At 48.5% G+C, this 24,295-nt stretch carries 25 protein-coding genes and 1 other annotated feature; of the genes, 18 read left to right on the plus strand and 7 right to left on the minus strand.

Annotated features, from left to right (window positions below; translation table 11 throughout):
• Positions 1 to 4 precede the first annotated feature (4 nt).
• The 3 genes from recO to acpS are packed head-to-tail and all read left to right on the plus strand — an operon-like array spanning position 5 to position 1,842.
• On the plus strand, positions 5 to 685 hold the full coding sequence (gene recO / locus IE064_RS09265; protein ID WP_189617575.1) for a DNA repair protein RecO: 681 nt from the start codon (positions 5 to 7) through the stop codon (positions 683 to 685).
• Between the two features lie 42 nt (positions 686 to 727).
• Positions 728 to 1,465, plus strand: coding sequence for a pyridoxine 5'-phosphate synthase (pdxJ, locus tag IE064_RS09270; protein ID WP_189617576.1), 738 nt, complete (start codon positions 728 to 730; stop codon positions 1,463 to 1,465).
• Positions 1,465 to 1,842: a holo-ACP synthase gene (gene acpS / locus IE064_RS09275; RefSeq protein WP_189617577.1), complete on the plus strand. Its 378-nt coding sequence runs from the start codon at positions 1,465 to 1,467 to the stop codon at positions 1,840 to 1,842. Before pdxJ ends, acpS begins: the two co-directional genes overlap by 1 nt.
• A 58-nt stretch (positions 1,843 to 1,900) precedes the next feature.
• On the opposite strand, the gene IE064_RS09280 is transcribed toward acpS, so the two are convergent.
• Positions 1,901 to 2,503, minus strand: a complete 603-nt coding sequence (locus IE064_RS09280; RefSeq protein ID WP_189617578.1) for a nucleoside deaminase — start codon at positions 2,501 to 2,503, stop codon at positions 1,901 to 1,903.
• Between the two features lie 154 nt (positions 2,504 to 2,657).
• Here IE064_RS09280 and IE064_RS09285 point away from each other — a divergent pair, with 154 nt between their 5' ends.
• A complete protein-coding gene (locus IE064_RS09285) occupies positions 2,658 to 3,194 on the plus strand; it encodes an Mpo1 family 2-hydroxy fatty acid dioxygenase (protein ID WP_189617579.1) in 537 nt (178 codons plus the stop codon).
• Between the two features lie 49 nt (positions 3,195 to 3,243).
• On the opposite strand, the gene IE064_RS09290 is transcribed toward IE064_RS09285, so the two are convergent.
• Together IE064_RS09290 and IE064_RS09295 are read right to left on the minus strand one after the other, a co-directional pair.
• Entirely contained in the window at positions 3,244 to 4,512 is a 1,269-nt protein-coding gene (locus IE064_RS09290; protein WP_189617580.1) for an HlyC/CorC family transporter, read from the minus strand.
• Between the two features lie 100 nt (positions 4,513 to 4,612).
• Positions 4,613 to 5,401, minus strand: a complete 789-nt coding sequence (locus IE064_RS09295; RefSeq protein WP_189617581.1) for a cytochrome C assembly family protein — start codon at positions 5,399 to 5,401, stop codon at positions 4,613 to 4,615.
• Between the two features lie 270 nt (positions 5,402 to 5,671).
• Here IE064_RS09295 and ffh point away from each other — a divergent pair, with 270 nt between their 5' ends.
• From ffh to IE064_RS09345, 10 genes are all read left to right on the plus strand, one after another.
• Complete coding sequence (ffh, locus tag IE064_RS09300) at positions 5,672 to 7,045, plus strand: signal recognition particle protein (protein WP_189617582.1); 1,374 nt, start codon at positions 5,672 to 5,674, stop codon at positions 7,043 to 7,045.
• Between the two features lie 168 nt (positions 7,046 to 7,213).
• On the plus strand, positions 7,214 to 7,462 hold the full coding sequence (gene rpsP / locus IE064_RS09305; protein WP_133038056.1) for a 30S ribosomal protein S16: 249 nt from the start codon (positions 7,214 to 7,216) through the stop codon (positions 7,460 to 7,462).
• Between the two features lie 21 nt (positions 7,463 to 7,483).
• Complete coding sequence (gene rimM / locus IE064_RS09310) at positions 7,484 to 8,014, plus strand: ribosome maturation factor RimM (protein ID WP_133038057.1); 531 nt, start codon at positions 7,484 to 7,486, stop codon at positions 8,012 to 8,014.
• A 16-nt stretch (positions 8,015 to 8,030) separates the two neighbouring features.
• Positions 8,031 to 8,768 carry a tRNA (guanosine(37)-N1)-methyltransferase TrmD gene (gene trmD / locus IE064_RS09315; protein WP_189617583.1) on the plus strand — a complete coding sequence of 246 codons (738 nt, stop codon included), beginning with the start codon at positions 8,031 to 8,033 and terminating at the stop codon, positions 8,766 to 8,768.
• 38 nt (positions 8,769 to 8,806) lie between these two features.
• Entirely contained in the window at positions 8,807 to 9,160 is a 354-nt protein-coding gene (gene rplS / locus IE064_RS09320) for a 50S ribosomal protein L19 (protein ID WP_133038059.1), read from the plus strand.
• A 190-nt stretch (positions 9,161 to 9,350) separates the two neighbouring features.
• Positions 9,351 to 10,457, plus strand: coding sequence for a 3-deoxy-7-phosphoheptulonate synthase (locus IE064_RS09325; RefSeq protein ID WP_189617584.1), 1,107 nt, complete (start codon positions 9,351 to 9,353; stop codon positions 10,455 to 10,457).
• Positions 10,458 to 10,470: 13 nt separating this feature from the next.
• On the plus strand, positions 10,471 to 11,610 hold the full coding sequence (gene tyrA / locus IE064_RS09330) for a bifunctional chorismate mutase/prephenate dehydrogenase (RefSeq protein ID WP_189617585.1): 1,140 nt from the start codon (positions 10,471 to 10,473) through the stop codon (positions 11,608 to 11,610).
• Positions 11,611 to 11,843: 233 nt separating this feature from the next.
• The gene (gene hcp / locus IE064_RS09335; RefSeq protein ID WP_189617586.1) at positions 11,844 to 13,502 is read left to right on the plus strand and encodes a hydroxylamine reductase; all 1,659 of its coding nucleotides are present in this window, start codon (positions 11,844 to 11,846) and stop codon (positions 13,500 to 13,502) included.
• Positions 13,503 to 13,555: 53 nt separating this feature from the next.
• Positions 13,556 to 14,641: an FAD-binding oxidoreductase gene (locus IE064_RS09340; RefSeq protein ID WP_189617587.1), complete on the plus strand. Its 1,086-nt coding sequence runs from the start codon at positions 13,556 to 13,558 to the stop codon at positions 14,639 to 14,641.
• A 117-nt stretch (positions 14,642 to 14,758) separates the two neighbouring features.
• Entirely contained in the window at positions 14,759 to 15,094 is a 336-nt protein-coding gene (locus IE064_RS09345) for a hypothetical protein (RefSeq protein ID WP_133038064.1), read from the plus strand.
• Positions 15,095 to 15,170: 76 nt separating this feature from the next.
• Here IE064_RS09345 and pheA read toward each other — a convergent pair whose 3' ends face one another.
• Together pheA and hpf are read right to left on the minus strand one after the other, a co-directional pair.
• Positions 15,171 to 17,114: a prephenate dehydratase gene (pheA, locus tag IE064_RS09350; protein ID WP_189617588.1), complete on the minus strand. Its 1,944-nt coding sequence runs from the start codon at positions 17,112 to 17,114 to the stop codon at positions 15,171 to 15,173.
• A 32-nt stretch (positions 17,115 to 17,146) separates the two neighbouring features.
• Positions 17,147 to 17,261: a sequence feature (Phe leader region), on the minus strand.
• Between the two features lie 113 nt (positions 17,262 to 17,374).
• A complete protein-coding gene (hpf, locus tag IE064_RS09355) occupies positions 17,375 to 17,710 on the minus strand; it encodes a ribosome hibernation-promoting factor, HPF/YfiA family (protein WP_133038066.1) in 336 nt (111 codons plus the stop codon).
• A gap of 344 nt (positions 17,711 to 18,054) precedes the next feature.
• On the opposite strand from hpf, the gene IE064_RS09360 reads away from it, so the two are divergent.
• A complete protein-coding gene (locus tag IE064_RS09360; RefSeq protein ID WP_229799935.1) occupies positions 18,055 to 18,714 on the plus strand; it encodes a cytochrome b/b6 domain-containing protein in 660 nt (219 codons plus the stop codon).
• A gap of 62 nt (positions 18,715 to 18,776) precedes the next feature.
• Here IE064_RS09360 and IE064_RS09365 read toward each other — a convergent pair whose 3' ends face one another.
• The gene (locus IE064_RS09365; RefSeq protein WP_189617590.1) at positions 18,777 to 19,229 is read right to left on the minus strand and encodes a c-type cytochrome; all 453 of its coding nucleotides are present in this window, start codon (positions 19,227 to 19,229) and stop codon (positions 18,777 to 18,779) included.
• Positions 19,230 to 19,395: 166 nt separating this feature from the next.
• Between IE064_RS09365 and trpR the strand changes: the two genes are divergently transcribed.
• A complete protein-coding gene (trpR, locus tag IE064_RS09370; RefSeq protein ID WP_189617591.1) occupies positions 19,396 to 19,665 on the plus strand; it encodes a trp operon repressor in 270 nt (89 codons plus the stop codon).
• Positions 19,666 to 19,718: 53 nt separating this feature from the next.
• Here trpR and slyD read toward each other — a convergent pair whose 3' ends face one another.
• Entirely contained in the window at positions 19,719 to 20,345 is a 627-nt protein-coding gene (slyD, locus tag IE064_RS09375) for a peptidylprolyl isomerase (protein WP_133038070.1), read from the minus strand.
• 522 nt (positions 20,346 to 20,867) lie between these two features.
• Between slyD and thrA the strand changes: the two genes are divergently transcribed.
• Together thrA and thrB are read left to right on the plus strand one after the other, a co-directional pair.
• Positions 20,868 to 23,336 (plus strand): bifunctional aspartate kinase/homoserine dehydrogenase I, encoded by a 2,469-nt coding sequence (gene thrA / locus IE064_RS09380; protein ID WP_189617592.1) that lies wholly within the window; start codon positions 20,868 to 20,870, stop codon positions 23,334 to 23,336.
• On the plus strand, positions 23,333 to 24,292 hold the full coding sequence (gene thrB, locus IE064_RS09385; RefSeq protein ID WP_189617593.1) for a homoserine kinase: 960 nt from the start codon (positions 23,333 to 23,335) through the stop codon (positions 24,290 to 24,292). The genes thrA and thrB overlap by 4 nt, the downstream gene beginning before the upstream one ends.
• Positions 24,293 to 24,295: the final 3 nt, after the last annotated feature.

Here is a 24,295-nt window from a genome sequence, read left to right on the forward strand (position 1 = left end):
TTTTATGTATCGGGGATATGTGCTGCATGCTAAACCTTATCAAGAAAACAGTGCACTGCTGAAACTGTTGGTTGATGGTTTAGGAAGAGTTGATGCCGTTGCCAGATTAGGTAGTGGCAAACGCTCACTGAAGAGCATAGTGCAGCCATTTCAACCTCTGCTATTTGCATTATCTGGCCGAAGCGAACTGCGTAACCTAAATCAGATTGAAACTGCTTCCCCAGCGGTACCTCTGAGTGGGGATGCGTTATATTCGGCAATCTATCTTAACGAATTGCTGGTTAGAGCGTTGGCTCAGGTACAAAGCGGCGAATCTCTATTTATGCCCTATCATCAAACATTGATAGCGCTGGCACGCGAATTCAGTCAAACACCACTGCGCTTTTTTGAGCTGACGTTACTGGAAGAGCTGGGTTGTATGCCATCGCTGACCCATGATGCCAATGGGATAGCATTGGACGCAGCTCAGCTATATCGCTGGTTGCCTGAATCGGGTTTTTTACCGGGCGATGGCGTGTTCCCAGGACGGGTGTTGCTAGCACTTGCGGCCAGAGAACTTGATGCCGCAGACTGGTCATATGCCAAGCGCTTAACCCGAGTATTGTTGCAACCAGTGGTAGGTGAGCGGCCACTGCTGAGCCGACAGTTGTTCAGCAACAGAGCATTACCGAAGAATCAAGAATAACAGATGCTAATGGCATAGCATTGTGATCAGGAGTGAAAGGTTATGGGAAGAATTCTGTTAGGCGTTAATATTGACCATATCGCCACGCTGCGTAATGCCCGCGGTACGGATTTCCCGGATCCGGTACATGCTGCGGCAGTCGCGGAACACGCCGGGGCCGAAGGCATTACCGTCCATCTGCGGGAAGATCGCCGTCATATTAAAGATCGCGATATTTATCTGCTGGCAAAAACCTTACAGACGCGCATGAATCTTGAGATGGCTGTTACCGAAGAGATGCTGGCAATCGCCTGTGATATTAAGCCGCCACATTGTTGTCTGGTCCCAGAAAAACGCGAAGAACTGACCACTGAAGGTGGGTTGGATGTTGCTGGACAGCTAGATAAGATGAGTGCGGCGGTGCGGCGGTTAAACGAGGCGGGTATCTGTGTGTCACTATTTATCGATGCTGATAAACGGCAGATTGATGCTGCTGTCGCCGTTGGAGCGCCGGTGATAGAGATCCATACCGGGCATTACGCCGATGCAAAAACGGCAACAGAAGCCAACAATGAACTGCGCCGGATAAGCGACATGGCGGCTTATGCGCACAGTAAAGGGTTGGTAGTGAATGCCGGGCACGGCCTGCATTATCACAATGTGAAGCCTATTGCTGCTATCCCAGAATTGTATGAGCTGAACATCGGTCATGCCATTATTGCTAGAGCGGCCATTGATGGTTTGGCTAAGGCTGTCACTGATATGAAACAACTGATGTTGGAAGGGCGCAGAGGCGAATAATGGCAATTTTGGGACTGGGGACGGATATTGTCGAGATTAGCCGCTTCAGTGACATGTCGGCAGCGGCGTTGCAGCGTTTGGCGGCACGGGTGCTGACCCCTGTCGAGCTGCAACAATTCAGTGCTCACAAACAACCCGCGCGTTTTCTTGCGAAGCGTTTTGCTGCCAAAGAAGCTGCCGCCAAAGCGTTGGGCACTGGTATTGGTCGCGGCGTCTCATTTCAGCATCTACAAGTATCCAACAATGGCGCTGGTGCGCCGCAGCTCAGTTTATCTGATGGTGCGGCGGCACAGTTACAGTTATTGGGTGCGACAACAGCGTTGCTTTCTATTGCGGATGAACGCCACTACGCGGTTGCTACTGTGATCCTGAGTTAATAAACTCACTATCGACAATTAACAAAGGGCCTAGAGGCCCTTGTTAATTGGGCAAGTGTCAATCCGCACCGTTATACAGTTGTCCACCATTAGCCACATAGCTTTCAAGCACTGCGCGCCCCTCTGCCTGTAACAGCTGGCGTTGTACTTGAACACCCGCATTTTGCAGGTAGTCATATGAGCTCTCAAAAACTGGACCTTCATCAAAGCCTATGGCTCTGGCATCATCGCCGGTGGCGGCACACACTAGGCGTTTTACACCTGACCATAATACGGCGCCCATACACATGGCACAGGGCTCACAGGAGGTAAACAATTCGTACTCTTCCGCAAGCCCGAGGCTGAATTGTTGCAAACGCTGTTCTCCGAACATAATGGCCAGTACTTCTCCGTGCAGGGTCGAATTATTTTGTGGCACCACCTGATTAACGCCCACGCTCAGTAACAGTCCTGATTGCCGATGGACAATGATGCTGGCGAATGGACCACCGGTTTTGCGTCTAACATTTTCTTGGGCCAGCGCCAGTGTTAACGCCATTTTTTCCTGATCTGATGTTAATGGACGTTGCCACTCCACCCGCTCGTTTATCCACTCCGGTAGATGGATGCTGACAGTGGTTACCGGAGACTGAGAAAAAATGTGGGAATGCGAACCACACATGTTATTACCTCTAACTATCGTTCAGCCGCCCAGTTTAACATGCAGCCAAGCCTGGTAAAGCGCGGGCGGATTATTTCCTGTTTCACTTTGCTTTAGTTAGAGGATTACCGCTATGGTATATATCACGGCTAAATAATAAATCGGCAGGTGATGGATGAAATCGGCAATTGAACAGCTTTCAGATTATAAAAGCGTACATCTCAACGCGACCAATTTGAAAACCCATTTTGTGGGAATTCCGCTGATTATTTGGTCGATATTTCTGTTGTTATCGCTGCTGCGACTCGAAATAGCCGGGCTTGTGGTCGGCGGTAGTGTACTGCTGTTAATACCTGTGATGCTGTATTACCTGTTATTGCATTGGCGTCTGGCGATTGGCATGGCAGTGTTTATGGTACCGATCGTTGCCAGTACTGAATGGCTTTACCACACAGGAGAGGCCTCCGTTTGGCTGGCGTTGTTGGTCTTTGCTGTGGGCTGGGTGTTTCAGTTTATTGGACATTATTATGAAAAGGCCAAACCTGCTTTTCTGGACGACATTTCACAGCTATTCATTGGTCCTTTTTTTCTGATGGCTGAAATCTACTTTATGCTAGGTTGGGCAAAGAGTTTGGAACACAGTATTACGCCCTTGGCCAAAGATAAGCGCTTATTGCTGGAACAAACTAAAGCCGTTCGAGCGACGAACTGATAGTGGCAAAAATTAAGGCACCTAGTGCCTTAATTTTTATGCTATGGGGTTACTGTGGGCGGTAATACTGCGGCATAACCCGGACTGTTTTTATCATATTGTCTGCAACTTCCATGATCTCCATTGGATAACCCGCCAAACGCAGCCCGGTGTTGGCTGCAGGAATATCTTCTAGGTACTCCAAGATCAGCCCGTTAAGCGTCTTAGGACCATCGGTGGGAAAATTCCAATGCTTCTCTTTGTTCAGATCGCGGATATTGATGGTGGCATCTATCAGGAAAGTGCCATCCTGCTGCGGCGTAATTTCCTCACTGGCCGTTGGGATCATTGATGTAGTGAAATCACCAACAATCTCCTCCAGAATATCCTCCAGGGTCACTAAGCCCTGGATGTCGCCATATTCGTCAACCACCAGTCCGATGCGTTCTTTATTTTTCTGGAAATTAGCCAACTGCACACTTAAGGGGGTGCCTTCCGGCACGTAGTAAATCTCTTTCACTGCGCGTAGCAAAGAAGATTTACTGAATTGGCCTTTAGATTGTAATCGCAACGCATCTCGCAGATGCACAAAGCCAACGGTGTCGTCGATGTTATCGCGGTAAAGTAGCACCCGCGTGTGGGGACTTTGGATAATCTGTTTGTTGATGCTTTTAAAGTCATCGTTGATATTGATGGCGTATAACTCGTTACGTGGCACCATAATATCTTCTACCGAGACATTGCCCAGATCCAATACTGACAGCAGCATATCACGGTTACGACGGGGGATTAGCGCCCCGGCTTCATGCACAACTGTTGCAAGCTCTTCCTGACTCAACGCATCACTGTGCTTAACCGATTTCACGCCAATCAGTCTTAATATGAAAGAGGTGATCCAGTTCATCACCTTCACGAGTGGCAACATCACCCATAACAGCCACTTCAGTACAATGCTGGAGGGGAAAGCCACTGGTTCTGGTCGCAATGCGGCAAGGGTTTTGGGAGTGACTTCTGCGAATACCAGCACCACAAAAGTTAATACGCCGGTGGCAATAGCGATGCCAACATCACCATACAAGCGCATCCCTAACACTGTGGCCACCGCTGATGCAAGGATGTTGACTAGGTTGTTACCGATCAAGATCAGGCCAATAAGTCGGTCAGGACGTTCCAGTAGTTTCAGCGCCCGTTGGGCACCTTTATGGCCATTGCTAGCGAGGTGACGTAAGCGATAACGGTTCAGCGTCATCATAGCGGTTTCTGAACCGGAGAAATAAGCTGAAATCAAGATCAGGACTAGCAGGATCAGTAGCAGCGCGCCGGTCGATATAGCGTCCAAAAATGGGCTCCGTAAAGAATAATAAGCCTAGTAAATACTGGGAATTATTTGAGGTGTCAAGACAACCGATAGCAGATTGACTGCCATCGGTCATTTCCTATCAGTTGAGGATGAGTTCTTTTACCGCGCGGGCGCCAAAATAAGCGAGTGACAACAACACTGCTCCAGAAATGGTATAAACCACTGCGGTTTTAATACGGCAACCCACGGTGTATTGCTGCCACAACATGGCGATATAAACAAACCATGCGATGATGGACAACACCGCTTTGTGTCCTTGCCCGCTAGCGAACATAGAGTCCATAAAGATGAACCCCGTTGCCAGTGCCAGACTGAGCAAAATAAGACCGATGATCACCAGATGGTACAGTTGTTTCTCAACCGTCAGTAATGGCGGAATCGCATGGGTCATCAAAGGCTGTTTCTTTTTCAGTTTGTTCTGGATGAACATCAACTGTACTGCGTACAATGCTGCGATCAATAAAGTGCTGTAGGCCATCAATGACAGCACCACATGTACCAGCACTTCTGGATGTTGGCCGAAGTGCAGAATGTACTGTGGTGGTACCAACCACAGCAACGCTACCCCAATGATGGAACAGGCAAACACCACAGGTACCAGCACTATTACCCTGATATGCGGCATTACTATGGTGAACGTCAGCGCAATAATCCAGCACACCATAGAGATTACATTGGTCAGACTGAAATTCTGTCCATGATCAGTGAAAATAGCGGGATACAGGGCAAAAGCATGTAATACCACACCAATGGCGGCAAAAATTGTCACTAGTTTCCTGTTCGGGCCTTCTGGATGAAAAAGGCGACTAGTCACCAAAATCAGTGCCACGGCGTAAAACACCATTGCAACAGCAGGAAGAATGACCATTAGACGTTACCCTATTCCTTTATTGATAAAGATTACTGCGGTAATCCGCAAGAAATTGCTGCCGTAAGAATAACATGAGTGATATATGCTTGGGCAGTGACATAACCAACAAAAATTAAGTTGCTCGCAATCTTTAGTGGCAGATTTGCGCGATAAGTTCCGCCTTTAGCGATTATGCTTACTGCTACCACCTTGCTTGGTGGCATCTTGGCCGCACATAGTTATAATACGCCCCAACTGCAGAAATTGAAAAACGGAACAGGTCACACCATGTTTGAGAATCTTTCTGACCGCCTTTCCCGGACGTTGAAGAATATCAGCGGCCGCGGTCGTCTCACTGAAGACAACGTCAAGGACACCTTGCGCGAGGTGCGGATGGCGCTGCTAGAAGCAGACGTTGCGCTGCCCGTGGTGCGGGAATTTGTTAACAGCGTTAAAGAACGCGCTGTGGGGCAAGAAGTTAGCAAGAGCCTGACGCCGGGACAAGTGTTTATCAAAATCGTCCAGAGTGAGCTTGAAAAAGCCATGGGCGAAGCCAATGAAGCGCTGAATTTAGTAACCCAACCGCCAGCCGTATTGATGATGGCGGGCTTACAAGGGGCCGGGAAAACCACCAGCGTTGCTAAGCTGGCAAAATTTCTGCGAACACGTCAGAAAAAATCAGTGATGGTTGTCAGTGCTGACGTCTACCGCCCGGCCGCTATTAAACAGTTGGAAACCTTGGCGCAGGAAGTGGAAGTGGAGTTCTTCCCCTCGGATGTCAGCCAAAAGCCGGTTGATATAGCGCTCGCCGCTATTGCGCATGCTAAGCGTAAGTTCATTGATGTCATCATTGTCGATACTGCCGGACGCTTGCATGTTGATGAAGCAATGATGGATGAGATCAAAGCGCTACATGCGGCAGTTAATCCTATCGAGACCTTGTTTGTGGTAGATGCCATGACGGGTCAGGATGCGGCTAACACTGCCAAAGCGTTTAACGATGCGCTACCTCTCACCGGGGTAATTCTCACTAAAGTTGATGGTGATGCTCGCGGTGGCGCGGCACTGTCTATTCGCCACATTACGGGCAAACCGATTAAATTCCTTGGTGTTGGCGAAAAGACTGATGCATTGGAGCCGTTCCATCCTGATCGTGTTGCTTCGCGTATCCTGGGTATGGGCGATGTGTTGTCGTTAATTGAGCAGGTGGAACGTGGTGTTGATAAAGAGAAAGCACTGAAACTGGCGCAAAAAGTAAAATCAGGTGGTGGTTTCGATCTAGAAGACTTCCGTGAGCAACTGCAGCAAATGAAGAACATGGGCGGCATGATGAGCATGATTGAAAAAATGCCCGGTATTGGCAAACTGCCACCTGATGCTATGGCGCAACTGCAAGGCGGTAAGCTGACAGGGCAAATGGAGGCTATTATTAACTCCATGACTCCGGGCGAACGCCGCAATCCCGATGTTATTAAAGGGTCTCGTAAACGCCGTATTGCTGTGGGTTCTGGGACGCAAATCCAAGACGTTAACCGTTTGCTGAAGCAGTTTACCCAGATGCAGAAAATGATGAAGAAAATGTCTGCCAAAGGTGGTGTCAGCAAGATGATGCGCGGCTTGGGGGGAATGATGCCGCCAGGAATGCGTTTCCCTGGGCGTTAAACACGCTTGAAATAAAGGTTTTAACGGGGAGTATTTTGGCCTGATGCGGTTGCAATTGGCTAAAAGTCAGGTAAAATTCCCCGGCTTTCTATGCTGGGACTCTTTGCGAACACAGAGTTCCAGTTTTTATTTTGCTGGCAAGCAAATCAAACAGAGGAACTAGAACGCATGGTTACCATTCGTTTATCTCGTGGTGGCGCTAAAAAGCGTCCATTTTACAACATCGTAGTGGCAGACAGCCGCAATGCACGCAACGGTCGTTTTATCGAGCGTGTTGGCTTCTTCAACCCACTGGCTCGTGGCCAGGAAGAAGCTCTGCGTCTGGATATGGACCGTGTACAGCATTGGCTGTCTAACGGTGCAGCTACCAGCGATCGCGTTGCAAAACTGATCAAAGACGCTACTAAAGCTGCTTGATTGTAATATAGGTATAGATTGATGAGCAGTAACCCTGAACCTGTAGTGCTGGGCAAAATTGGCGCCAGTTATGGTGTAAAAGGTTGGCTGAGAATCACCGCCTATACCGATGCTGTTGAAGGTATTTTTGAGTATTCTCCCTGGCTGATCCAGCAACAGGGCGAATGGCGTGAGGTGAAGATTGACCGCTGGCGTTTTCACGGCAATACAGTAATTGCATTACTGGAAGGTGTGGAGACCCGCGAGCAGGCGCAGATGCTCACTAATTGTGACATTGGCATCCTGCCTCAGCAGATGAAATCGCTGCCGGAAGATGAGTTCTATTGGCGTGATCTTATTGGTTGTGAAGTCATAAACACCCAAGGCTACAACATGGGCATAGTTGATCAGATCGTGGAAACAGGATCCAACGATGTTTTGTTGATCAAAGCTAACGCCAAAGATGCCTTTGGCAAAGAGGAACGTATGGTCCCCTTTGTCACCGACCAGTTCATCAAACAGGTGGACTTGACGGCAAAACAGATAATCGTGGATTGGGATCCGGACTTTTAAATCGAGGAAACAGCTTATGTGGTTAGGGGTTATCACCCTGTTCCCGGAGATGTTTCGAGCAGTAACCGATTTTGGTGTTACGGGTCGGGCCGTTAGAAATGGCCTGTTGGAACTTAACACGTGGAATCCCCGTGATTTTACGTATGACCGCCACAACACTGTAGACGATCGGCCTTATGGCGGTGGTCCGGGGATGTTGATGATGGTACAGCCGCTTCGCGAAGCTATTGATGCTGCCAAGTCAGCGGCGGGCGAAGGTGCTAAGGTGATTTATTTGTCACCTCAGGGGCGCAAGCTGACACAGCAAGGCGTGGCTGAGCTGGCACAGGCTTCTAAGTTGATTTTGGTGTGTGGTCGCTACGAAGGTATTGATGAGCGCATCATTAAGACAGAAGTCGACGAGGAGTGGTCGGTGGGTGATTACGTGCTTTCGGGCGGGGAGTTACCAGCCATGACCTTAATCGATGCGGTTTCAAGGCTAGTCCCCGGCGTGCTGGGAAAACAAGCCTCGGCAGAGCAGGATTCCTTCTCTGACGGATTGCTCGACTGTCCTCATTTCACCCGGCCGGAAGTGCTCAACGGTTATGAAGTTCCGGCAGTGTTGCTCAGTGGCAACCACGAACAAATTAGACGCTGGCGTTTGCAGCAGAGTCTTATTAGAACTCTTAAGCGAAGGCCGGAATTGTTTGAAACTCTAGCTCTGACTGACGAACAAAAGACTCTGTTAGCACAGTTCGTTGAGCCAATGGATTAGTGCGGTCAAGCTCAGTTAATTCTAGAACGGAGATACAAATGAACAAAATCATCAAAATGCTCAACGATGAGCAAATGAAACAAGACGTACCAGCCTTTGGCGCCGGTGACACCGTTGTCGTGCAGGTACGTGTTAAAGAAGGTGACAAAGAACGTCTGCAGGCGTTCGAAGGTGTGGTTATCGCTAAGCGTAACCGTGGCCTGCACTCAGCGTTCACTGTACGTAAGATCTCTAACGGTGAAGGCGTTGAACGTGTGTTCCAGACTCACAGCCCTCTGGTTGCCAGCATCGAAGTTAAACGCCGTGGTCGCGTGCGTCGTGCTAAGCTGTACTACCTGCGTGATCTGTCAGGTAAAGCTGCACGTATCCGTGAAAAACTGGCGACTAAATAAGCCAGTTACTTTAGATAACGCAAGTGTTCGCACAGAAGCCCGCCTATATGGCGGGTTTTTGTTTGTCTGTAAAAATTAAAAACAAAGCTTGATCCCTCATTGAAATAGGGGCAGACTGCTATCTATTGTAATGGTGTAACATTACATTGGTACAATAATCTTGGTTATCCATTTAATGCAGGTGAAGTAAGTGTCAGAGCAATTAGTACCCATCAATCCGCTGGAAAATGTGCGGATCCATGCTGAAAAAGTATTGTTTACCCCCGAGCAATTGAAACAAGAATTACCACTTCCCGAAAAGGGGCATCAGTTTATTCTCAACGCCCGCAAGACTGTTGCTGACATTATTCACAAACGAGATAGCCGCTTGTTGGTCATTGCCGGTCCTTGTTCTATTCACGATTTGGCGGCTGCTAAAGAATATGCGCTAAAGTTAAAAAAACTAAGTGATGAACTTCAGGATCAGTTTTACATTTTAATGCGGGTGTACTTCGAAAAACCGCGCACTACCGTGGGTTGGAAAGGCATGATCAATGACCCAGACATGGACGAATCTTTTGATTTGGAGAAAGGTCTGCGCCAAGCCCGCGAACTGATGTTGTTTCTAGCTGAACTGGAACTGCCGGTAGCAACCGAAGCGTTGGACCCTATCAGTCCACAGTACATTTCCGAGCTTATTAGCTGGTCAGCGATTGGCGCGCGTACCACCGAGTCACAGACCCATCGTGAAATGGCGTCAGGTTTGTCTATGCCGGTTGGCTTCAAGAACGGCACTGACGGTAATCTGGATGTCGCCATAAATGCGCTCAAATCAGCCGCAAGCAAGCACCGTTTCATGGGCATTAACCAGCAAGGGCAGGTGGCATTGCTGCAAACTCGCGGCAATCCCGATGGACACGTGATCCTCCGCGGGGGGGCTCATCCCAATTATGATGCCGACAGTGTCGCCCAGAGTGCCGAAGCACTGCATAAAGCGGGGTTGACCGCGCGCTTAATCATCGATTGCAGTCACGGTAATTCCAGCAAAGATCATCGACGGCAACCGTTAGTATGCCGAGAGATTTTCCAACAAATCACTGACGGCAATAAATCCATTATCGGCGTCATGTTAGAAAGCCATCTGTTTGAAGGTAATCAGAAATGTGATAAGCCATTGGCAGAACTGCAATACGGTGTTTCAGTTACCGATGCCTGCATCGACTGGGCGGCAACTGAGTCACTGTTACGTCAGGGAGCGGAGCAACTCGCTTCGATCCTGCCGGGTCGATTTGATATGCTCAGAGCTGCCAATGCCTGATGGAAGATTTGATATGAACGAAAAGACCACCACCGAGTTAGAAAAACTCCGGGATCTGATTGATGGTGTGGATCAACAGCTGTTGTTGTTGCTACGGAAGCGGCTGGATTTGGTGGCGCAGGTGGGGGCCGTTAAGCACAGTGCTGGCTTGCCAATATATGCCCCGGAGCGTGAGGCCGCTATGCTGGCTAAACGTCGGGCAGAAGCCGAAACCATGGGGATCCAACCGCAACTGATTGAAGATGTGCTGCGGCGTTTGATGCGCGAATCCTATCTCAATGAAAAAGACGTTGGATTTAAGCAAGTTAAAGAAGATCTGGGCAAAATTGTCATTGTGGGTGGTAAAGGGCAGTTAGGGCAACTGTTTGCCCAAATGTTCAGTTTATCTGGCTATGAAGTGCATCTGTTAGATAAAGACGATTGGCAGCGGGCTAGCACCATGTTTGAGGGTGCTGGACTGGTGTTGGTCACCGTGCCAATTGCTGTCACCTGCGAGCTTATTCGCGATAAGCTGACTCAACTGCCCACTGGCTGTATCCTAGCGGATTTGACATCTATCAAAACCGCACCCATGACGGCAATGCTAGAGACGCATCAGGGACCAGTGGTGGGATTGCATCCCATGTTTGGTCCAGATGTGGGGAGTTTTGCCAAACAGGTGGTAGTAGTGTGCCATGGTCGGCAAGCGCAGGCCTATGACTGGTTACTGGAACAGATAAAAATCTGGGGCGCCAGACTGGTTGAAGCTGAAGCGATAAAACACGACAAAGCGATGCAACTGGTACAGGCAATGCGCCATTTCTCCACTTTTGTATATGGCCTCAATCTGTGTCGGGAACAGGCAGATATGCAAAGTTTGTTGCAATTCAGTTCGCCTATTTATCGGCTGGAATTGGCAATGGTTGGGCGCTTGTTTGCCCAAAGTCCTGAGCTATATGCCGACATTATTTTTGCGCAAAAAGACAGCCTCAAAGCCATCTCGGATTATCTGGCAAATTATGCCGAGGCGTTAACGGTACTGGAGTCCGGCAACCGTGATGAATTCATTCGACGTTTCCGCGAGGTTGCGCAATGGTTTGGTGACTTGGCACCACAGTTCCAGCATGAAAGTCGCGCAATGCTGCAATCCGTAAACGATATGAAGAGCCACTAAACAATTATTCCTTGTTCTAACCTTCCTGGTTATTTAGTTGTCCTTAATATTTCGATATTAAGGACATTTTTCTATTTAATTTCAATTTATTAATGCTCTATTCCCTCGTTACTACTGAAAAAGTAAAGTGATCAGCCTCTCTCTTTTGCACACCTGATGTTGGCCTAGAGACTGAACTCTGTACACTAAGCTAAAACATGCAAAATAAATGCATGATAAAAAGGAGACCAACCGTGTTTTGTATTCAGTGTGAGCAGACTATCAGAACCCCAGCAGGCAACGGCTGCAGTTATTCTCAGGGCATGTGTGGCAAGCTGGCCTCAACTTCAGATTTACAAGATTTATTGATCTATATGCTGCAAGGCGTTTCCCTTTATGCCGCGCGTTTAAGGCCATTTGGCATTATCGATACGGAAGTGGATACCTTTGTACCGAAAGCCTTTTTCTCCACGTTGACCAATGTAAATTTTGATGATGAACGTATTGTGGAATATGCGCGCACCGCAGCGGCATTGCGTGAGCGTTTACAAACGCAATATCAATCACTCTGTAGCGAAAGCGGCATCGCGGTAGAGACCTTTCCTGCGGCTGCCACGCTATTGTTGGCAACAACCAAACCCGAGTTACTGGCACAAGCCAAGCAGGCGCTGCCTAATCGTGGTGAGGTAAATGAAGATATTTTAGGGTTGCGTTTGCTATGCCTGTACGGCCTTAAAGGCGCTGCAGCGTATATGGAACATGCGCGTGTGCTGGGACAAACCAGTAGCGACGTTGCTGGAAAATTCCACGAAATCATGGGTTTTTTAGCAACCGATAGTGAAGATGCCGACAAGTTATTCAGCACTGCCATGGACATTGGTCAGCTTAACTATCAAGTGATGGCCATGCTGGATAGCGGCGAAACTGCCGCATTTGGTCATCCAGAGCCGACTCAGGTGAATACCAAACCTGTGAAAGGTAAAGCAATACTGGTTTCTGGGCACGATATGAAAGACTTGGAACTTATTCTGCAACAGACCCAGGATAAAGGCATCAATGTTTATACTCATGGTGAGATGCTGCCTGCATTGGCATATCCGCAGTTAAAGAAATATCCGCACCTCGTCGGTAATTATGGCAGCGCCTGGCAAAACCAGCAGCAAGAGTTTGCTAACTTCCCTGGCGCTGTTGTGATGACCTCTAATTGCATCATTAATCCAAATGTTGGTCATTATGCTGACCGTATCTTCACTCGCAGTATTGTTGGCTGGCCTGGCGTGTGTCATCTGGAAGGTGATGATTTCGGCCCAGTTATTGATAAGGCGTTGGCGCTGGAAGGCTTTAAATATGATGAAATCCCCCACCTGATCACCATAGGCTTCGCCCGTAACGCTTTGATGAATGCCGCACCTGCCGTGGTGGAAAACGTGAAAAATGGCAGTATTCGTCATTTCTTCTTGGTGGGAGGCTGTGACGGTGACAAGGCTGAACGCAGTTACTTTACCGACTTTGCCAAGGCGGCCCCGAAAGATAGCGTGATCCTCACTTTAGGCTGCGGTAAGTATAAGTTTAACAAGCTGGAGTTTGGTGATATCAATGGTATCCCACGGCTGTTAGATATCGGTCAGTGTAACGATGCCTATTCGGCTATTCAACTGGCGCTAGCATTGTCTGAAGTATTTGAGTGCAGCGTGAATGAATTGCCGTTGAGTCTGGTGTTATCTTGGTTTGAGCAAAAAGCTATTGTCATTCTGCTGACGCTGCTCTCCTTAGGCGTAAAAAATATTCGGACTGGGCCAACGCCTCCGGCATTTTTAACACCGAATCTGCTGAACATCCTCGAAGAGAAATTTGGTCTGCGTAATGTCAGTACCGTCGCGGAAGACCTCGACTGTATTCTGGGCGCTGCCTGATTGAAGTATGGGCGTGGCAATGAGCTGCGCCCGTTTTTTAGAGGAGGAGTCAGATGACTATTTCTGCACAGGCGCTTAATGCTGCAACTGCGCATTTTATGGCTAAAGACTGGCAGGCAGAGCCGCTCCGGTTAATTTGTACTGCACGTTGGATGGAAACCCCAGACGTTGTGAGCTTCCGTTTCCGGGCAGCAGAACCGCTGAAGTTTCGCTTCAAACCCGGACAATTTATCACTTTCCAATTGGAGATTGGGGGTGAGATATTGCATCGTTCATACACGATATCGTCATCACCTTCGCGGCCGCATTCATTAATGGTGACTATTAAACGGGTTAGCGGCGGTAAGGTTTCTAACTACTTGCTGGATAACTTACAACCCGGCCACAGCCTGCTCGCTATGGGGCCCTTTGGTGAGTTCAATCTGATAGATATTCCGGCAGCGCGCTATCTGTTTCTCAGCGCGGGTTGTGGCATCACACCTATGTATTCCATGAGCCGTTATCTCACTGATACGCTTGGGCCAGAGGCCGATATCTGCTTTATTCACAGTGCAAAAACGCAGCAAGATGTGATCTACCGCGACAGTTTACAGGCAATGGCCAACCATCATGACGGTTTCGCACTCGGTTTATTACTGCAACATGAGGCACCTTCCAGATTATTGGCAGATGCTCGCTGCTACCAGGGCTATCTAGATGAATCTGTACTGCGCCAATTAGCACCGGATTTTTATGAACGTACAGTCTATGTCTGTGGCCCTGAACGTTTTATGGTTGCTTGCAAAAAACTATTTGAGTCGCTTGGGTTTGATATGGACCACTACCATCAGGAAAGTTTCGGTATGGTGATGCCGATGCATCCCAACAATACCGCCACCAATGCCTTCTACTCTCTGCGTGTGGCAGAGCAGTCAACACAGTTGCGGGCGGAGCAAACGTTGCTGGAAGGGATCGAGGCGATGAAGCTTCCTATCATTGCGGCTTGTCGCAGCGGCGTATGCGGTGCTTGCAAATGTCGAGTAGCGGAAGGCGAGGTGACTTCCAGCAGCCAACAGACGCTGACGGCGGAAGAAATTGCTGCCGGGATGGTGCTAGCTTGCTCTAGCCGACCGCTATCTGATGTTAAATTAGTCTTGTGAACCACCGACAAGTACAAGATTTGACACGGGAGCATTGCACAATCTGAGATCACAAAGTATGGTTAAGTTACGGGCTACTGCTGGCCCTCTCTTCACAGATGTTAGCTGGAGAAAACGATGACCGGATCCCCCTCGCAATTGATACTCGCTGAAGATCGCAGCCTCGGACATCTACTATACGGACTGATGTGCGCGTTCCCGCTGTTTCTGTTGCCTGTAGTATTGAGTTTGCTGATTAATTTCAGTCAACGACATATTGCGTCAACATCATTGCTAGGGAGTCACTTGCGCTGGCAGCGCCATAGTATTTTCGGGCTGTTGTCTCTGATGGTGTTGGGTTATTGGAGCAATGCGTTGTGGTTAAGCCTGAGCTTTTTTGCGTTAGGTGTTATCTGGTTCAGCTACCGGATCTTTAAAGGATGGCTGAACCTGACGGACGGTGTGTCCATGTGAACCTATCAACTAAATTTTACGCGTATATTATAAAGTGAAGCCCTGATTTTCAGGGCTTTATTGTGTCGACATCAGGCTAACTGCAACGCTGTTGATAGAGTTGGGTTAATAACAGTCTTTGTGCTGCCAGATCTGTTACGGGCAGCACTATGCCATCGGTTTGTAAGTGGTTGGCTGCACAAGCGAGTTGTGCTCGCTGCTGCGGTTTGATGTAGCAGAGATTAACCAATATCGGCAGATGACTGTGCGCTTTTATGTTGACCAACGAGGCAAGATCGAGTGTTAACTCCTCGGGATTACTAAAGCTACGAATTCCCGCTTCACACAGCACTAATTGCTGATTTCCGCAAGAAAGTAGTAGGTCTGCGGCTGTCAGCCAGTCTTGCTCACTCGCCATGGTATTGCGCTCAAGAATCACCGGTATATGCAACGCTCCCATCTGGCTTAGCAGCGCTTTATTGAACATCTGTTTACCCGTGAGCAACAACATATCGGCATGGGGTTGTAATACTGCTAAATCTGCTGGTTGTAATACACTGAGAATACATTGCAACCCGGCATGATTAAGTTGCTGTTTGAGTTGCACTAATGCATCTGGAGTTACTTGCTCAAGACGATTAATAAGGACGGCCTGGAACCCAGCTTCGCGCAGGGCCAGCGCTTGTTGTCCCACACTTGGCAACAAATCCTCCGCGTTGATGGCGGTCATGGCGGTCAAACTGCCATTGCCCAAATGCAGTTCACCACTGAGCACTTCTGTCACGTTGGTTTTGAATTCACGGGAGTAACGGGCACTGTCACATTCGGTGACTGCTTCTTGTTCTTGCCTGGAACTGTTGGGCTCTATCATCAACTGGCTGTTTTCCAGTCGGGTAGGTTTTACATTTTCTGAAGCGTAACATCCTAATACCTTAATGAAACGGGTAATGCGCTCCAACTCATGTAATGCTTGTTGCACATCGGTATGACTGATATTGCCGTCAATATCAAGATAAAACATTTCCTCCCATGGCGTGCCGGGAATAGGCCGAGACTCCAGCTTGCTCATATTGAGATTGTGTGCTTTTAATACTAAAAGGGCTTCTACCAGCGCTCCTGGCTTTTGCGCCGTGGCCATGATCAATGTCGTTTTGGCAGGAAGTTGTTCTGGCACAACCACGGTTTTACGTGCCACGACGATGAAACGACTCTGGTTGACTTTCTGGTTTGCCAAATGTCGCTCTAACGGCTCCAACTGGTACAACGCGCCACCTTCAGCACTGCCAATGGCGGCCATCGTATGATCACCTTGGCTGACCAACTCCATCGCTTCGGCGCTGCTAGCACAATAGTGCAGCTTTATTTGAGGATGATGAGCCAGATAGCGACTGCACTGGCTTATGGGTTGTGGATGGGCATAAATGGCGGAGATTTGTTCACTGGTGGTTCCAGGCTTTGCCAGCAGACAGTGGCTAACGTCGATAGTTGTTTCGCCAACAATCGACAGATTAGTGTGCTGCAGCAGATCGTATACTTCATTGATCGAGCCTGATGAGGTGTTTTCAATCGGTAGAAAACCATAATCGGCATGACCGGACTCTACCGCTTGGGCGATTTCGTCGAAGCTGTGACAGCCCATATCCTGCATCTCCATCTCTCGTCGCTCACAATAGCGGTGAGCTGCCAGAAAGGAGTATGAACCGCGCGCCCCTAAATACGCGATGGTGTAGCTTGGCTTGCGGCCGTCCTGATCTGCACGTAATTGCAGGTAGGCTTGCTGGTTCAGCACTGAGTCTTCAATGATGGTCTGATACAGGCTGAGCACATAATGCGCATCCAATCCTTGCTCACGTCCCAGCTTAACTAATCGAGACAGTAGCTCTTTTTCGCGTTGCGTATCGCGGATTGGGCGAACATCGACTTCTTTACTGCGAGCCACTTCTAAGCTGAGTTGACGCCGTTTCGACAGCAGTTCCAGCAGCGATTTGTCTACGCTGGTGATTTGTTCGCGGATGTGGTTAAGTTGCGGCGTTTTTTTCATTCCAACCTCTGTACTTGGTCGTCACGGCTAAAGACGAAAAAGCCTCCCGCTTGGGAGGCTTGGTGTTTTTCACTGTCATCGTTACACGCTAACACCGCCTCCGGATCTGAGGTGTAAAAAAGAAAGTGAAAAAGAATACTTTTATTGTGTGCATAGGCTTAAAACTAAAGTGAAGGACGTACCCTGTCAACGAAAAAATCTGCACATTGTTTCAAATATAAAAAAGCGCCCCCTAAGGGGCGCTTGAACGCTGACTCACGTTAGGCCGCGTATTCAGTGGCATACTCTTCTGCCGGTTCCCCATTTAACAGGGTGCGTTTGGCGGGTTTGTGTGTCAGTCGATTCAGTTGCTTTTCCAGTTTCTGCCCCATAGCGTTGATGGCCGCATAGAGATTTTGGTGCTTGGCCTGGGCAAATAACTGGCCGTTCCCCAATTTGATAGAGGTTTCGATTTTAAACAATGGCCCTTCGGTAAGGATGATGACATGGGGGTTAATTAACTGCACATCGTAACGATCAAGCTTTTCAAGCCGACTTTCGATACGGTTGCGGATAGCATCGGTGACATTAAATTCTTTGCTGGTAATTTTAAGCATATTGTCTAACCCTCTTTCATTTCCGTGGTTTCAGATTACCAATTGTGCCAAGTTGAAATGTGATCTTGATCAACAATTTTCTTGGCAAAAATAGCCTAGCTGTAGAAGTTTGATCCCTTATACAAGATCTACATCTGATGCACTAAAAAGCTTGAATCCTAGGGTGTAACTGGGCATATTTGACTGAATAGCTCCCGCTACTACTGCTTTTACTTCCTGCCGTTATTGTTCAACATCACATCAATTTGTCAGTCCCTGTCTGCTTTAGTTAAGCTTAGGTGAATATTTTATGGTTAGCATTAAAGCTAAACATAAAACTTATTGGATAGATTTTAAGGATGAATATGGCGCAACAAGTACGGGTGTGGGATCTGCCTGTGAGGGTGTTTCATTGGCTAACTGTGCTGTTATTTGGGTTGCTATGGTGGACCGCTGAACAAGGCGAGATGCAATGGCATCAGCTATGCGCCTATCTGCTGCTGATAAATTTGTCGGTCAGGATTGTTTGGGGATTCATCGGTAGTCTGCCTGCGCGTTTCAGCCATTTTGTTGTGTCACCGCAAACAGTTGTTAAGTACTGGCGACAGCAATATCGTCAACACCATGCAGGTCACAATCCGCTGGGAGGCTATATGGTGTTGGCGCTTATGTGTTTGTTGGTATTACAGCTTGGCAGTGGCATGTTTGCGACAGATGATATCTTTATTGAAGGGCCGTTGTATTCGTTGGTCAGTGATGAAGTTGCCCATGGTTTTACTTGGTTGCACAAGCGTAACTTTGACCTGCTCTTGATATTGATTGCGGTCCATATCAGTGCGGTATTGGTGCATGAATTTCACGGCAACCGATTGGTTTGTGCTTTGATCAGTGGTAATAAAACGCTGCCTGATGGTGTGATGATCGCAGAACAACCTGGTCTTGGCTGGCGTTGGTGGTTGCTGCTATTACTGATAGCGGCTTCTATTACTTACTGGTTGATCCTACCGTTGCTAGCCTCTTGGTGACCTATCCCCCTAAAACAGCAGCATCGAGAGTCGGACACTGCTGTTCATATCGATGGATATTATCAGTCCTTTTTATAAACATCGTGGCAGGCTTTGCAGCTTTTGGCAGTCAGGGCAAACGCCTGTTTTACCTGAGATTCATCACCACTCTTCGCAGCGCTAAGAAGTTTTAGTGTGTTTTGCTGCATATCACTGAGTTTACTTTCAAAATCAGCTTTATTTTTCCACAGAGTGGCACGTGCTTCCGTATGGCCAGTCTCTGTACCGTCGATAAAACCTTCTAGGGGTAACTTAGCCAGCACGGCGATGTTTTCCGCACGGTAAACTACGGCGGTTTTATCAAAAGGCTTTTTCCCCTTAACCATGGCGCCGATATCAGCAAAATTGTGGCCTAGGACTTCAAATACGGCTTGGCGATAATGAATCGCATCTTCAGGTTTTTTAAATTCACCAGCCTGTGCGGTAGCCAAAACTGAACTCGCTATTGTTGCCAGCACTAACATTTTGAATCGCATCTAATCCTTCCTATTAACTATGTGATTTGTGTCACGTATGTAAACAGAGGAAACCTTAAGGCGTCAACTGTTACTGATGCTTGAAAGCGATGGCTGGGCGCTTTTTTTTGGTATCACCACAAGATATACTGTCTTCACGTAGCATTACATGAAGACAGCGTAATTTATGCGACCACTTTGGCATGATGTGCAACGATTGGTACTGCAAAATCCTCAGCAATTGGACTGCCTATTTGAACTGTTATTAACCGAGGATGAGCGTCAGGCAATTGCCGGGCGGTTAAAAGTGTTTCAATTATTACTGGCGGGTACGATGAGCCAACGGCAGATTGCCGCAGAATATGGCGTGAGTATCGCCACTATTACACGTTGTTCTAATTATCTGAAAAATATGCCGGAAGAGCTGCGTCAGCAGATAAGGCAATTGATATTATGAAGGCAAAACAACAAGAGCCCATTAGGGCTCTTGTTGTTTTGGCAGTTAGCGGTTTAACCGTGGCAACCACAGCCACCGTTACCACCACCACCGCAACAACCTTCTTCTTTATGATCGTGACCACCACAACAGCCATCGCCGTGCTGGTGTTCACCGCCACAGCAACCGCCTTCGTGATCATGACCACCACAGCAACCACCTTCATGGTCGTGGCCCCCAGCGTGAATATGGCCGTGAGCCAACTCTTCTGCGGTAGCTTCGCGTACTTCGAGAACCTCTACGGCAAAAGTCAGCGACTGGCCAGCAAGTGGGTGATTACCATCAACAATGACGGAGTTTTCCAGCACTTCGGTCACTTGTACCGGACGCTGGCCCATTTCTGTCTCAGCAATAAAACGCATACCGGGAACGATATCCTGAATATCACCAAAGGCTTCTAAAGGAACTTCCTGACGCAGACCATCATGGTATGGACCGTAAGCATCTTCGCAATCGATTGTGACTTCAAGCTGTTCGCCCTGAGTTTTGCCTTCCAGCGCTTTTTCAAGACCAGGGATCAGGTTTCCCATGCCATGAAGATAAACTAGTGGATCGGCGTCAAAGGAGCTCTCAAGCAGTTGGCCTTTGGCGTCAGTCAAGCGGTAGTGAATGGTTACCGCATGGTTTTGGGTGATTTGCATATCGCCTCCCGTTAATCGTGTCGGCGCATAATAACGTGGAAATGCCAAGCTGGCGACCATTGTTATTAGCGAATGCTAGCTGCTGCACATAGTTTGAACTCAGGGCATTCTTCTTATCGAGGAATCATCGGATAGCGAACGTATTTTTGAGAAACAAAAACGATTGTTGTGGCGGCAGTGTAAATCTGCTCATTAATAATTATTTAGTAAAGTAGTGCGTTTAGTGATGTTCTTTTAAGTGAATGACAACTTTGTTGATGGAGATATCAACAAAGCGCTTGACAATGGCAAAGGAAAAAAGCAATTCTGTGCGACATACTTATTTACACATTCAATTAACACTCAACACAGAATCCTTATGATGTACGTCAGCGTTGTGATTACCACCATTATTACAACCACCACCATTACCGGTGTGGGGGCGGGCTGACACATTCTTAAGGAAGTGTAAAAAATCAGGCCCGCTCCCATCAAAGGAGCGGGTTTTTTGTTTCTGGGGCGGCGGGTTACAGGAGATAGGCAATGAAGGTGATGAAGTTTGGTGGTACATCTTTGGCAAACTGGCAACGGTTTGATATGGCGGCTGGTATTATTGCCGATGCAGCCAAGGACGAAAGCGTTGCGACAGTGTTATCGGCACCTGCCACAGTGACCAACGGGCTGTTAGCAATGGTGGATACTGCCCTGGAAAAAGGTGATGTCGCTGCCGCACTCGGTAACGTTGAAGCGGTTTTTCGCAGTCTTTACGGTGCCGCTTTTGCCGTGTTAAACAACTCGAAAACTCAGCAGTCCCTAGAACAGTTACTGGACTCACAATTGGCCTATTGGTCTGAAAAACTGCAGGGCATCATGTTGCTGGGTGAATGTCCCGATGGCGTCCGTGCTGACATTGTTGTGGCTGGTGAAAAGTTATCAGCGGCGCTCATGGTCAAGGTTATGGAAGCCAAAGGACTGAGTGCTGGGCTTTTGGATCCCAAAGCACTATTTCTTGCGCACGGAACGCCGATGGAATCAACGGTGGATATTGGGGTCAGCAAGCCACGCTTTCGTTTGTTAGGGCTTGATGAAAAACGTGTTTGGGTGATGCCAGGTTTTACTGCCGCAGATGAACAGGGCAGAGTGGTGACGTTGGGGCGCAACGGTTCAGATTACTCGGCGGCGGTACTGGCCGCGTGTCTCGATGCATCAAGCTGCGAGATCTGGACCGATGTCGACGGCATCTATAATACCGATCCGCGGGTGGTGCCTGATGCTAAACTATTGTCTCAATTGAGCTATCAGGAAGCGATGGAGCTTTCGTATTTTGGGGCCAAGGTACTACATCCCCGCACTATTTCCCCCATCGCTCAGTTTCAAATCCCCTGTTATATCAAGAATAGTTTTAATCCGGCAGCGCCGGGAACCTTAGTGTCCAGCCATCCAGATCAAACGGGTTTACAGGTAAAGGCCATTTCCAACCTCGATAATCAGACCATGGTGGATGTGTCTGGACCCGGTATGAAAGGGATGGTCGGGATGGCTTCTCGGATCTTGGCCTCGATTGCTCGTAGCGGCGTTTCCGTGACGCTGATAACACAGAGTTCCAGTGAGTACTCTATTAGTTTCTGCGTGCCAACTGTAGATGCCAAACGTGTGAAGCGGGCGCTGGAACAAGAATTTGAACTGGAACTTAAAAGTGAATTGCTGGAACCATTGGTGATGCGTCACCAGTTAGCAATCGTGTCACTTATCGGCGATGGCATGCGCACACACAAAGGTGTGGCGGCAAAGTTTTTTCAGGCATTAGCCCAGGCAAGCGTGAATATCATCGCCATCGCTCAAGGATCTTCTGAGCGTTCCATCTCGGCGGTAATTGAACAACGTAAAACGCCACATGCGATCAAAGCCTGTCATCAGGGATTCTTCGATGTTCAGCAATATCTAGACGTATTTCTGGTGGGGGCTGGCAATATCGGTGCTGGCTTGTTAGCGCAGATTGCTCACCAGGAACAGATGTTACGCAGTCAAAATATCAGCATCAGGGTCTGTGGTATTGCTAACTCCAATCAAATGTTGTTACAAGCGAGCGGTATTGAATTAGCCCAATGGCAGTTACAGCTAAGCGAACAGGGTGAGTTATTTGATTTGCCTAAAATGTTGTCATGGGCCAAAGAGCAACAACTCTTAACGCCGGTGTTTGTGGATTGTACTTCTTCTGATGACATAGCTTCCCTGTATCCAGAGGTGATGGCGGCCGGTTTCCATGTGGTTACTCCCAACAAGAAAGCTAACACCCGCGACATGGCATTTTATCGGCAGTTACGTCAGACAGCGCTAGCCCAACGGCGCCAATTTTTGTACGAAACCAATGTTGGCGCAGGTTTGCCAGTGATAGATAACCTCAAAAAGCTGATGTTTGCCGGGGATAAATTGCTGCATTTCAAAGGGATATTGTCCGGTTCTTTGTCCTATATCTTCGGCAAATTGGAAGAGGGGATGACCTTATCAGAAGCGACCACCCATGCCCGTGAAAAATGTTTTACTGAGCCTGATCCCAGAGAAGACCTGAACGGGATGGATGTTGCGCGTAAGGTGCTGATTTTAGCCCGTGAGGCCGGAATGCCGTTAGAGATGAAAGACATAGTGGTGGAGTCAGTGTTGCCGCCAGATTTTGACAGCAGTGGTGATGTCGCAGATTTTATGCAGCGGCTGATCGCGGCCGATGCTTGGATGGCGGCAAACGTTGCGTCAGCGCAGGCGCAAGGAAAAGTGCTGCGCTATGTCGGTGAAATTACTGCTGAAGGTTGCCGGGTTGGGATCCGTGCGGTAGACGAACATGATCCACTATTCCGGGTGAAAGAGGGGGAAAACGCACTGGCTTTTTACAGTCGTTATTATCAACCTATTCCTTTTGTTTTGCGTGGTTATGGGGCGGGCACAGAGGTGACGGCCGCTGGGGTGTTTGCCGACCTGTTGCGTACGCTGAACTGGACTCGGGAGGTGGATCTATGAGTCTGTCAGATTCATTAACCGTTTATGCCCCGGCATCTATGGGAAACGTGGGCGTTGGTTTTGATCTCTTGGGTGCCGCGTTAGCGCCCATTGACGGTAGTCTGCTAGGTGATACCGTCACCATTACTCATGCTGATGCAGGTGTGCATCTGCAGCAACAAGGTGTCTGGGCGCATAAACTGCCGGATTCACCGCAACAGAATATTGTTTTTCAGTGTGCTGAATTTTTTCTGCAGCAGTTTGCTGTTAAAGGTGGTGTTTCACTAATACTGAGTAAGAACTTGCCTGTCGGCAGCGGTCTGGGTTCCAGTGCCAGTTCCGTGGTAGCAGCGCTGTTTGCACTGAATGAGTTTTTTGATAAGCCCTGCAATCCACAACAGTTGCTGGCATTGATGGGCAAATTTGAAGGTCGCATCAGTGGTTCTGTGCACTATGATAATGTGGCTCCATGTTATTTGGGGGGAATGCAGTTGATGCTGGATTTGCCACAACGGATCTGCGAGCCGATTCCAGCGTTTGAACAATGGTATTGGGTGGTGGCTTATCCTGGTATCTCACTTTCAACGGCTAAAATGCGGGCACTCATGCCGGCGCAATACGAACGACCTGTGGTCATCGATTTTGGTCGCAATCTCAGTGCGTTTGTGCACGCCAGCTATCGTCAGGATGAAGCTTTGGCGATTGCGGTGCTTAAAGATGTGCTGGCCGAACCTTATCGCGCCCCTGCTATTCCTGGCTATGAACAGGCGCGAGCCGCATTAGCGGAATTAGGTATGATGACCACGGGCATCTCTGGCAGCGGACCAACGCTCTTTTCTATTTGCCGGGATCTGCCAACCGCCGAGTTAGCAAAAGACTGGTTGGAGCAACACTATTTGACAGAGACTGGGGGCTTTAGCCACATCTGTCGCTTGGACAACTTGGGGGCGAGAGTATTGCCGCAAGGTCAATACTAATTA

Origin of the sequence: Shewanella fodinae (genome assembly GCF_014651955.1) — a bacterium.
Classification (GTDB): Bacteria; Pseudomonadota; Gammaproteobacteria; order Enterobacterales; family Shewanellaceae; genus Shewanella; species Shewanella fodinae.

Bases quoted from the DNA above. Each gene is read 5' to 3' on its own strand.
- recO (WP_189617575.1), top strand. From the start codon at position 5: ATGTATCGGGGATATGTGCTGCATGCTAAACCTTATCAAGAAAACAGT.
- pdxJ (WP_189617576.1), top strand. From the start codon at position 728: ATGGGAAGAATTCTGTTAGGCGTTAATATTGACCATATCGCCACGCTG.
- acpS (WP_189617577.1), top strand. From the start codon at position 1,465: ATGGCAATTTTGGGACTGGGGACGGATATTGTCGAGATTAGCCGCTTC.
- IE064_RS09280 (WP_189617578.1), bottom strand. From the start codon at position 2,503: ATGTGTGGTTCGCATTCCCACATTTTTTCTCAGTCTCCGGTAACCACT.
- IE064_RS09285 (WP_189617579.1), top strand. From the start codon at position 2,658: ATGAAATCGGCAATTGAACAGCTTTCAGATTATAAAAGCGTACATCTC.
- IE064_RS09295 (WP_189617581.1), bottom strand. From the start codon at position 5,401: ATGGTCATTCTTCCTGCTGTTGCAATGGTGTTTTACGCCGTGGCACTG.
- ffh (WP_189617582.1), top strand. From the start codon at position 5,672: ATGTTTGAGAATCTTTCTGACCGCCTTTCCCGGACGTTGAAGAATATC.
- rpsP (WP_133038056.1), top strand. From the start codon at position 7,214: ATGGTTACCATTCGTTTATCTCGTGGTGGCGCTAAAAAGCGTCCATTT.
- rimM (WP_133038057.1), top strand. From the start codon at position 7,484: ATGAGCAGTAACCCTGAACCTGTAGTGCTGGGCAAAATTGGCGCCAGT.
- trmD (WP_189617583.1), top strand. From the start codon at position 8,031: ATGTGGTTAGGGGTTATCACCCTGTTCCCGGAGATGTTTCGAGCAGTA.
- rplS (WP_133038059.1), top strand. From the start codon at position 8,807: ATGAACAAAATCATCAAAATGCTCAACGATGAGCAAATGAAACAAGAC.
- tyrA (WP_189617585.1), top strand. From the start codon at position 10,471: ATGAACGAAAAGACCACCACCGAGTTAGAAAAACTCCGGGATCTGATT.
- IE064_RS09340 (WP_189617587.1), top strand. From the start codon at position 13,556: ATGACTATTTCTGCACAGGCGCTTAATGCTGCAACTGCGCATTTTATG.
- IE064_RS09345 (WP_133038064.1), top strand. From the start codon at position 14,759: ATGACCGGATCCCCCTCGCAATTGATACTCGCTGAAGATCGCAGCCTC.
- pheA (WP_189617588.1), bottom strand. From the start codon at position 17,114: ATGAAAAAAACGCCGCAACTTAACCACATCCGCGAACAAATCACCAGC.
- hpf (WP_133038066.1), bottom strand. From the start codon at position 17,710: ATGCTTAAAATTACCAGCAAAGAATTTAATGTCACCGATGCTATCCGC.
- IE064_RS09360 (WP_229799935.1), top strand. From the start codon at position 18,055: ATGGCGCAACAAGTACGGGTGTGGGATCTGCCTGTGAGGGTGTTTCAT.
- IE064_RS09365 (WP_189617590.1), bottom strand. From the start codon at position 19,229: ATGCGATTCAAAATGTTAGTGCTGGCAACAATAGCGAGTTCAGTTTTG.
- trpR (WP_189617591.1), top strand. From the start codon at position 19,396: ATGCGACCACTTTGGCATGATGTGCAACGATTGGTACTGCAAAATCCT.
- slyD (WP_133038070.1), bottom strand. From the start codon at position 20,345: ATGCAAATCACCCAAAACCATGCGGTAACCATTCACTACCGCTTGACT.
- thrA (WP_189617592.1), top strand. From the start codon at position 20,868: ATGAAGGTGATGAAGTTTGGTGGTACATCTTTGGCAAACTGGCAACGG.
- thrB (WP_189617593.1), top strand. From the start codon at position 23,333: ATGAGTCTGTCAGATTCATTAACCGTTTATGCCCCGGCATCTATGGGA.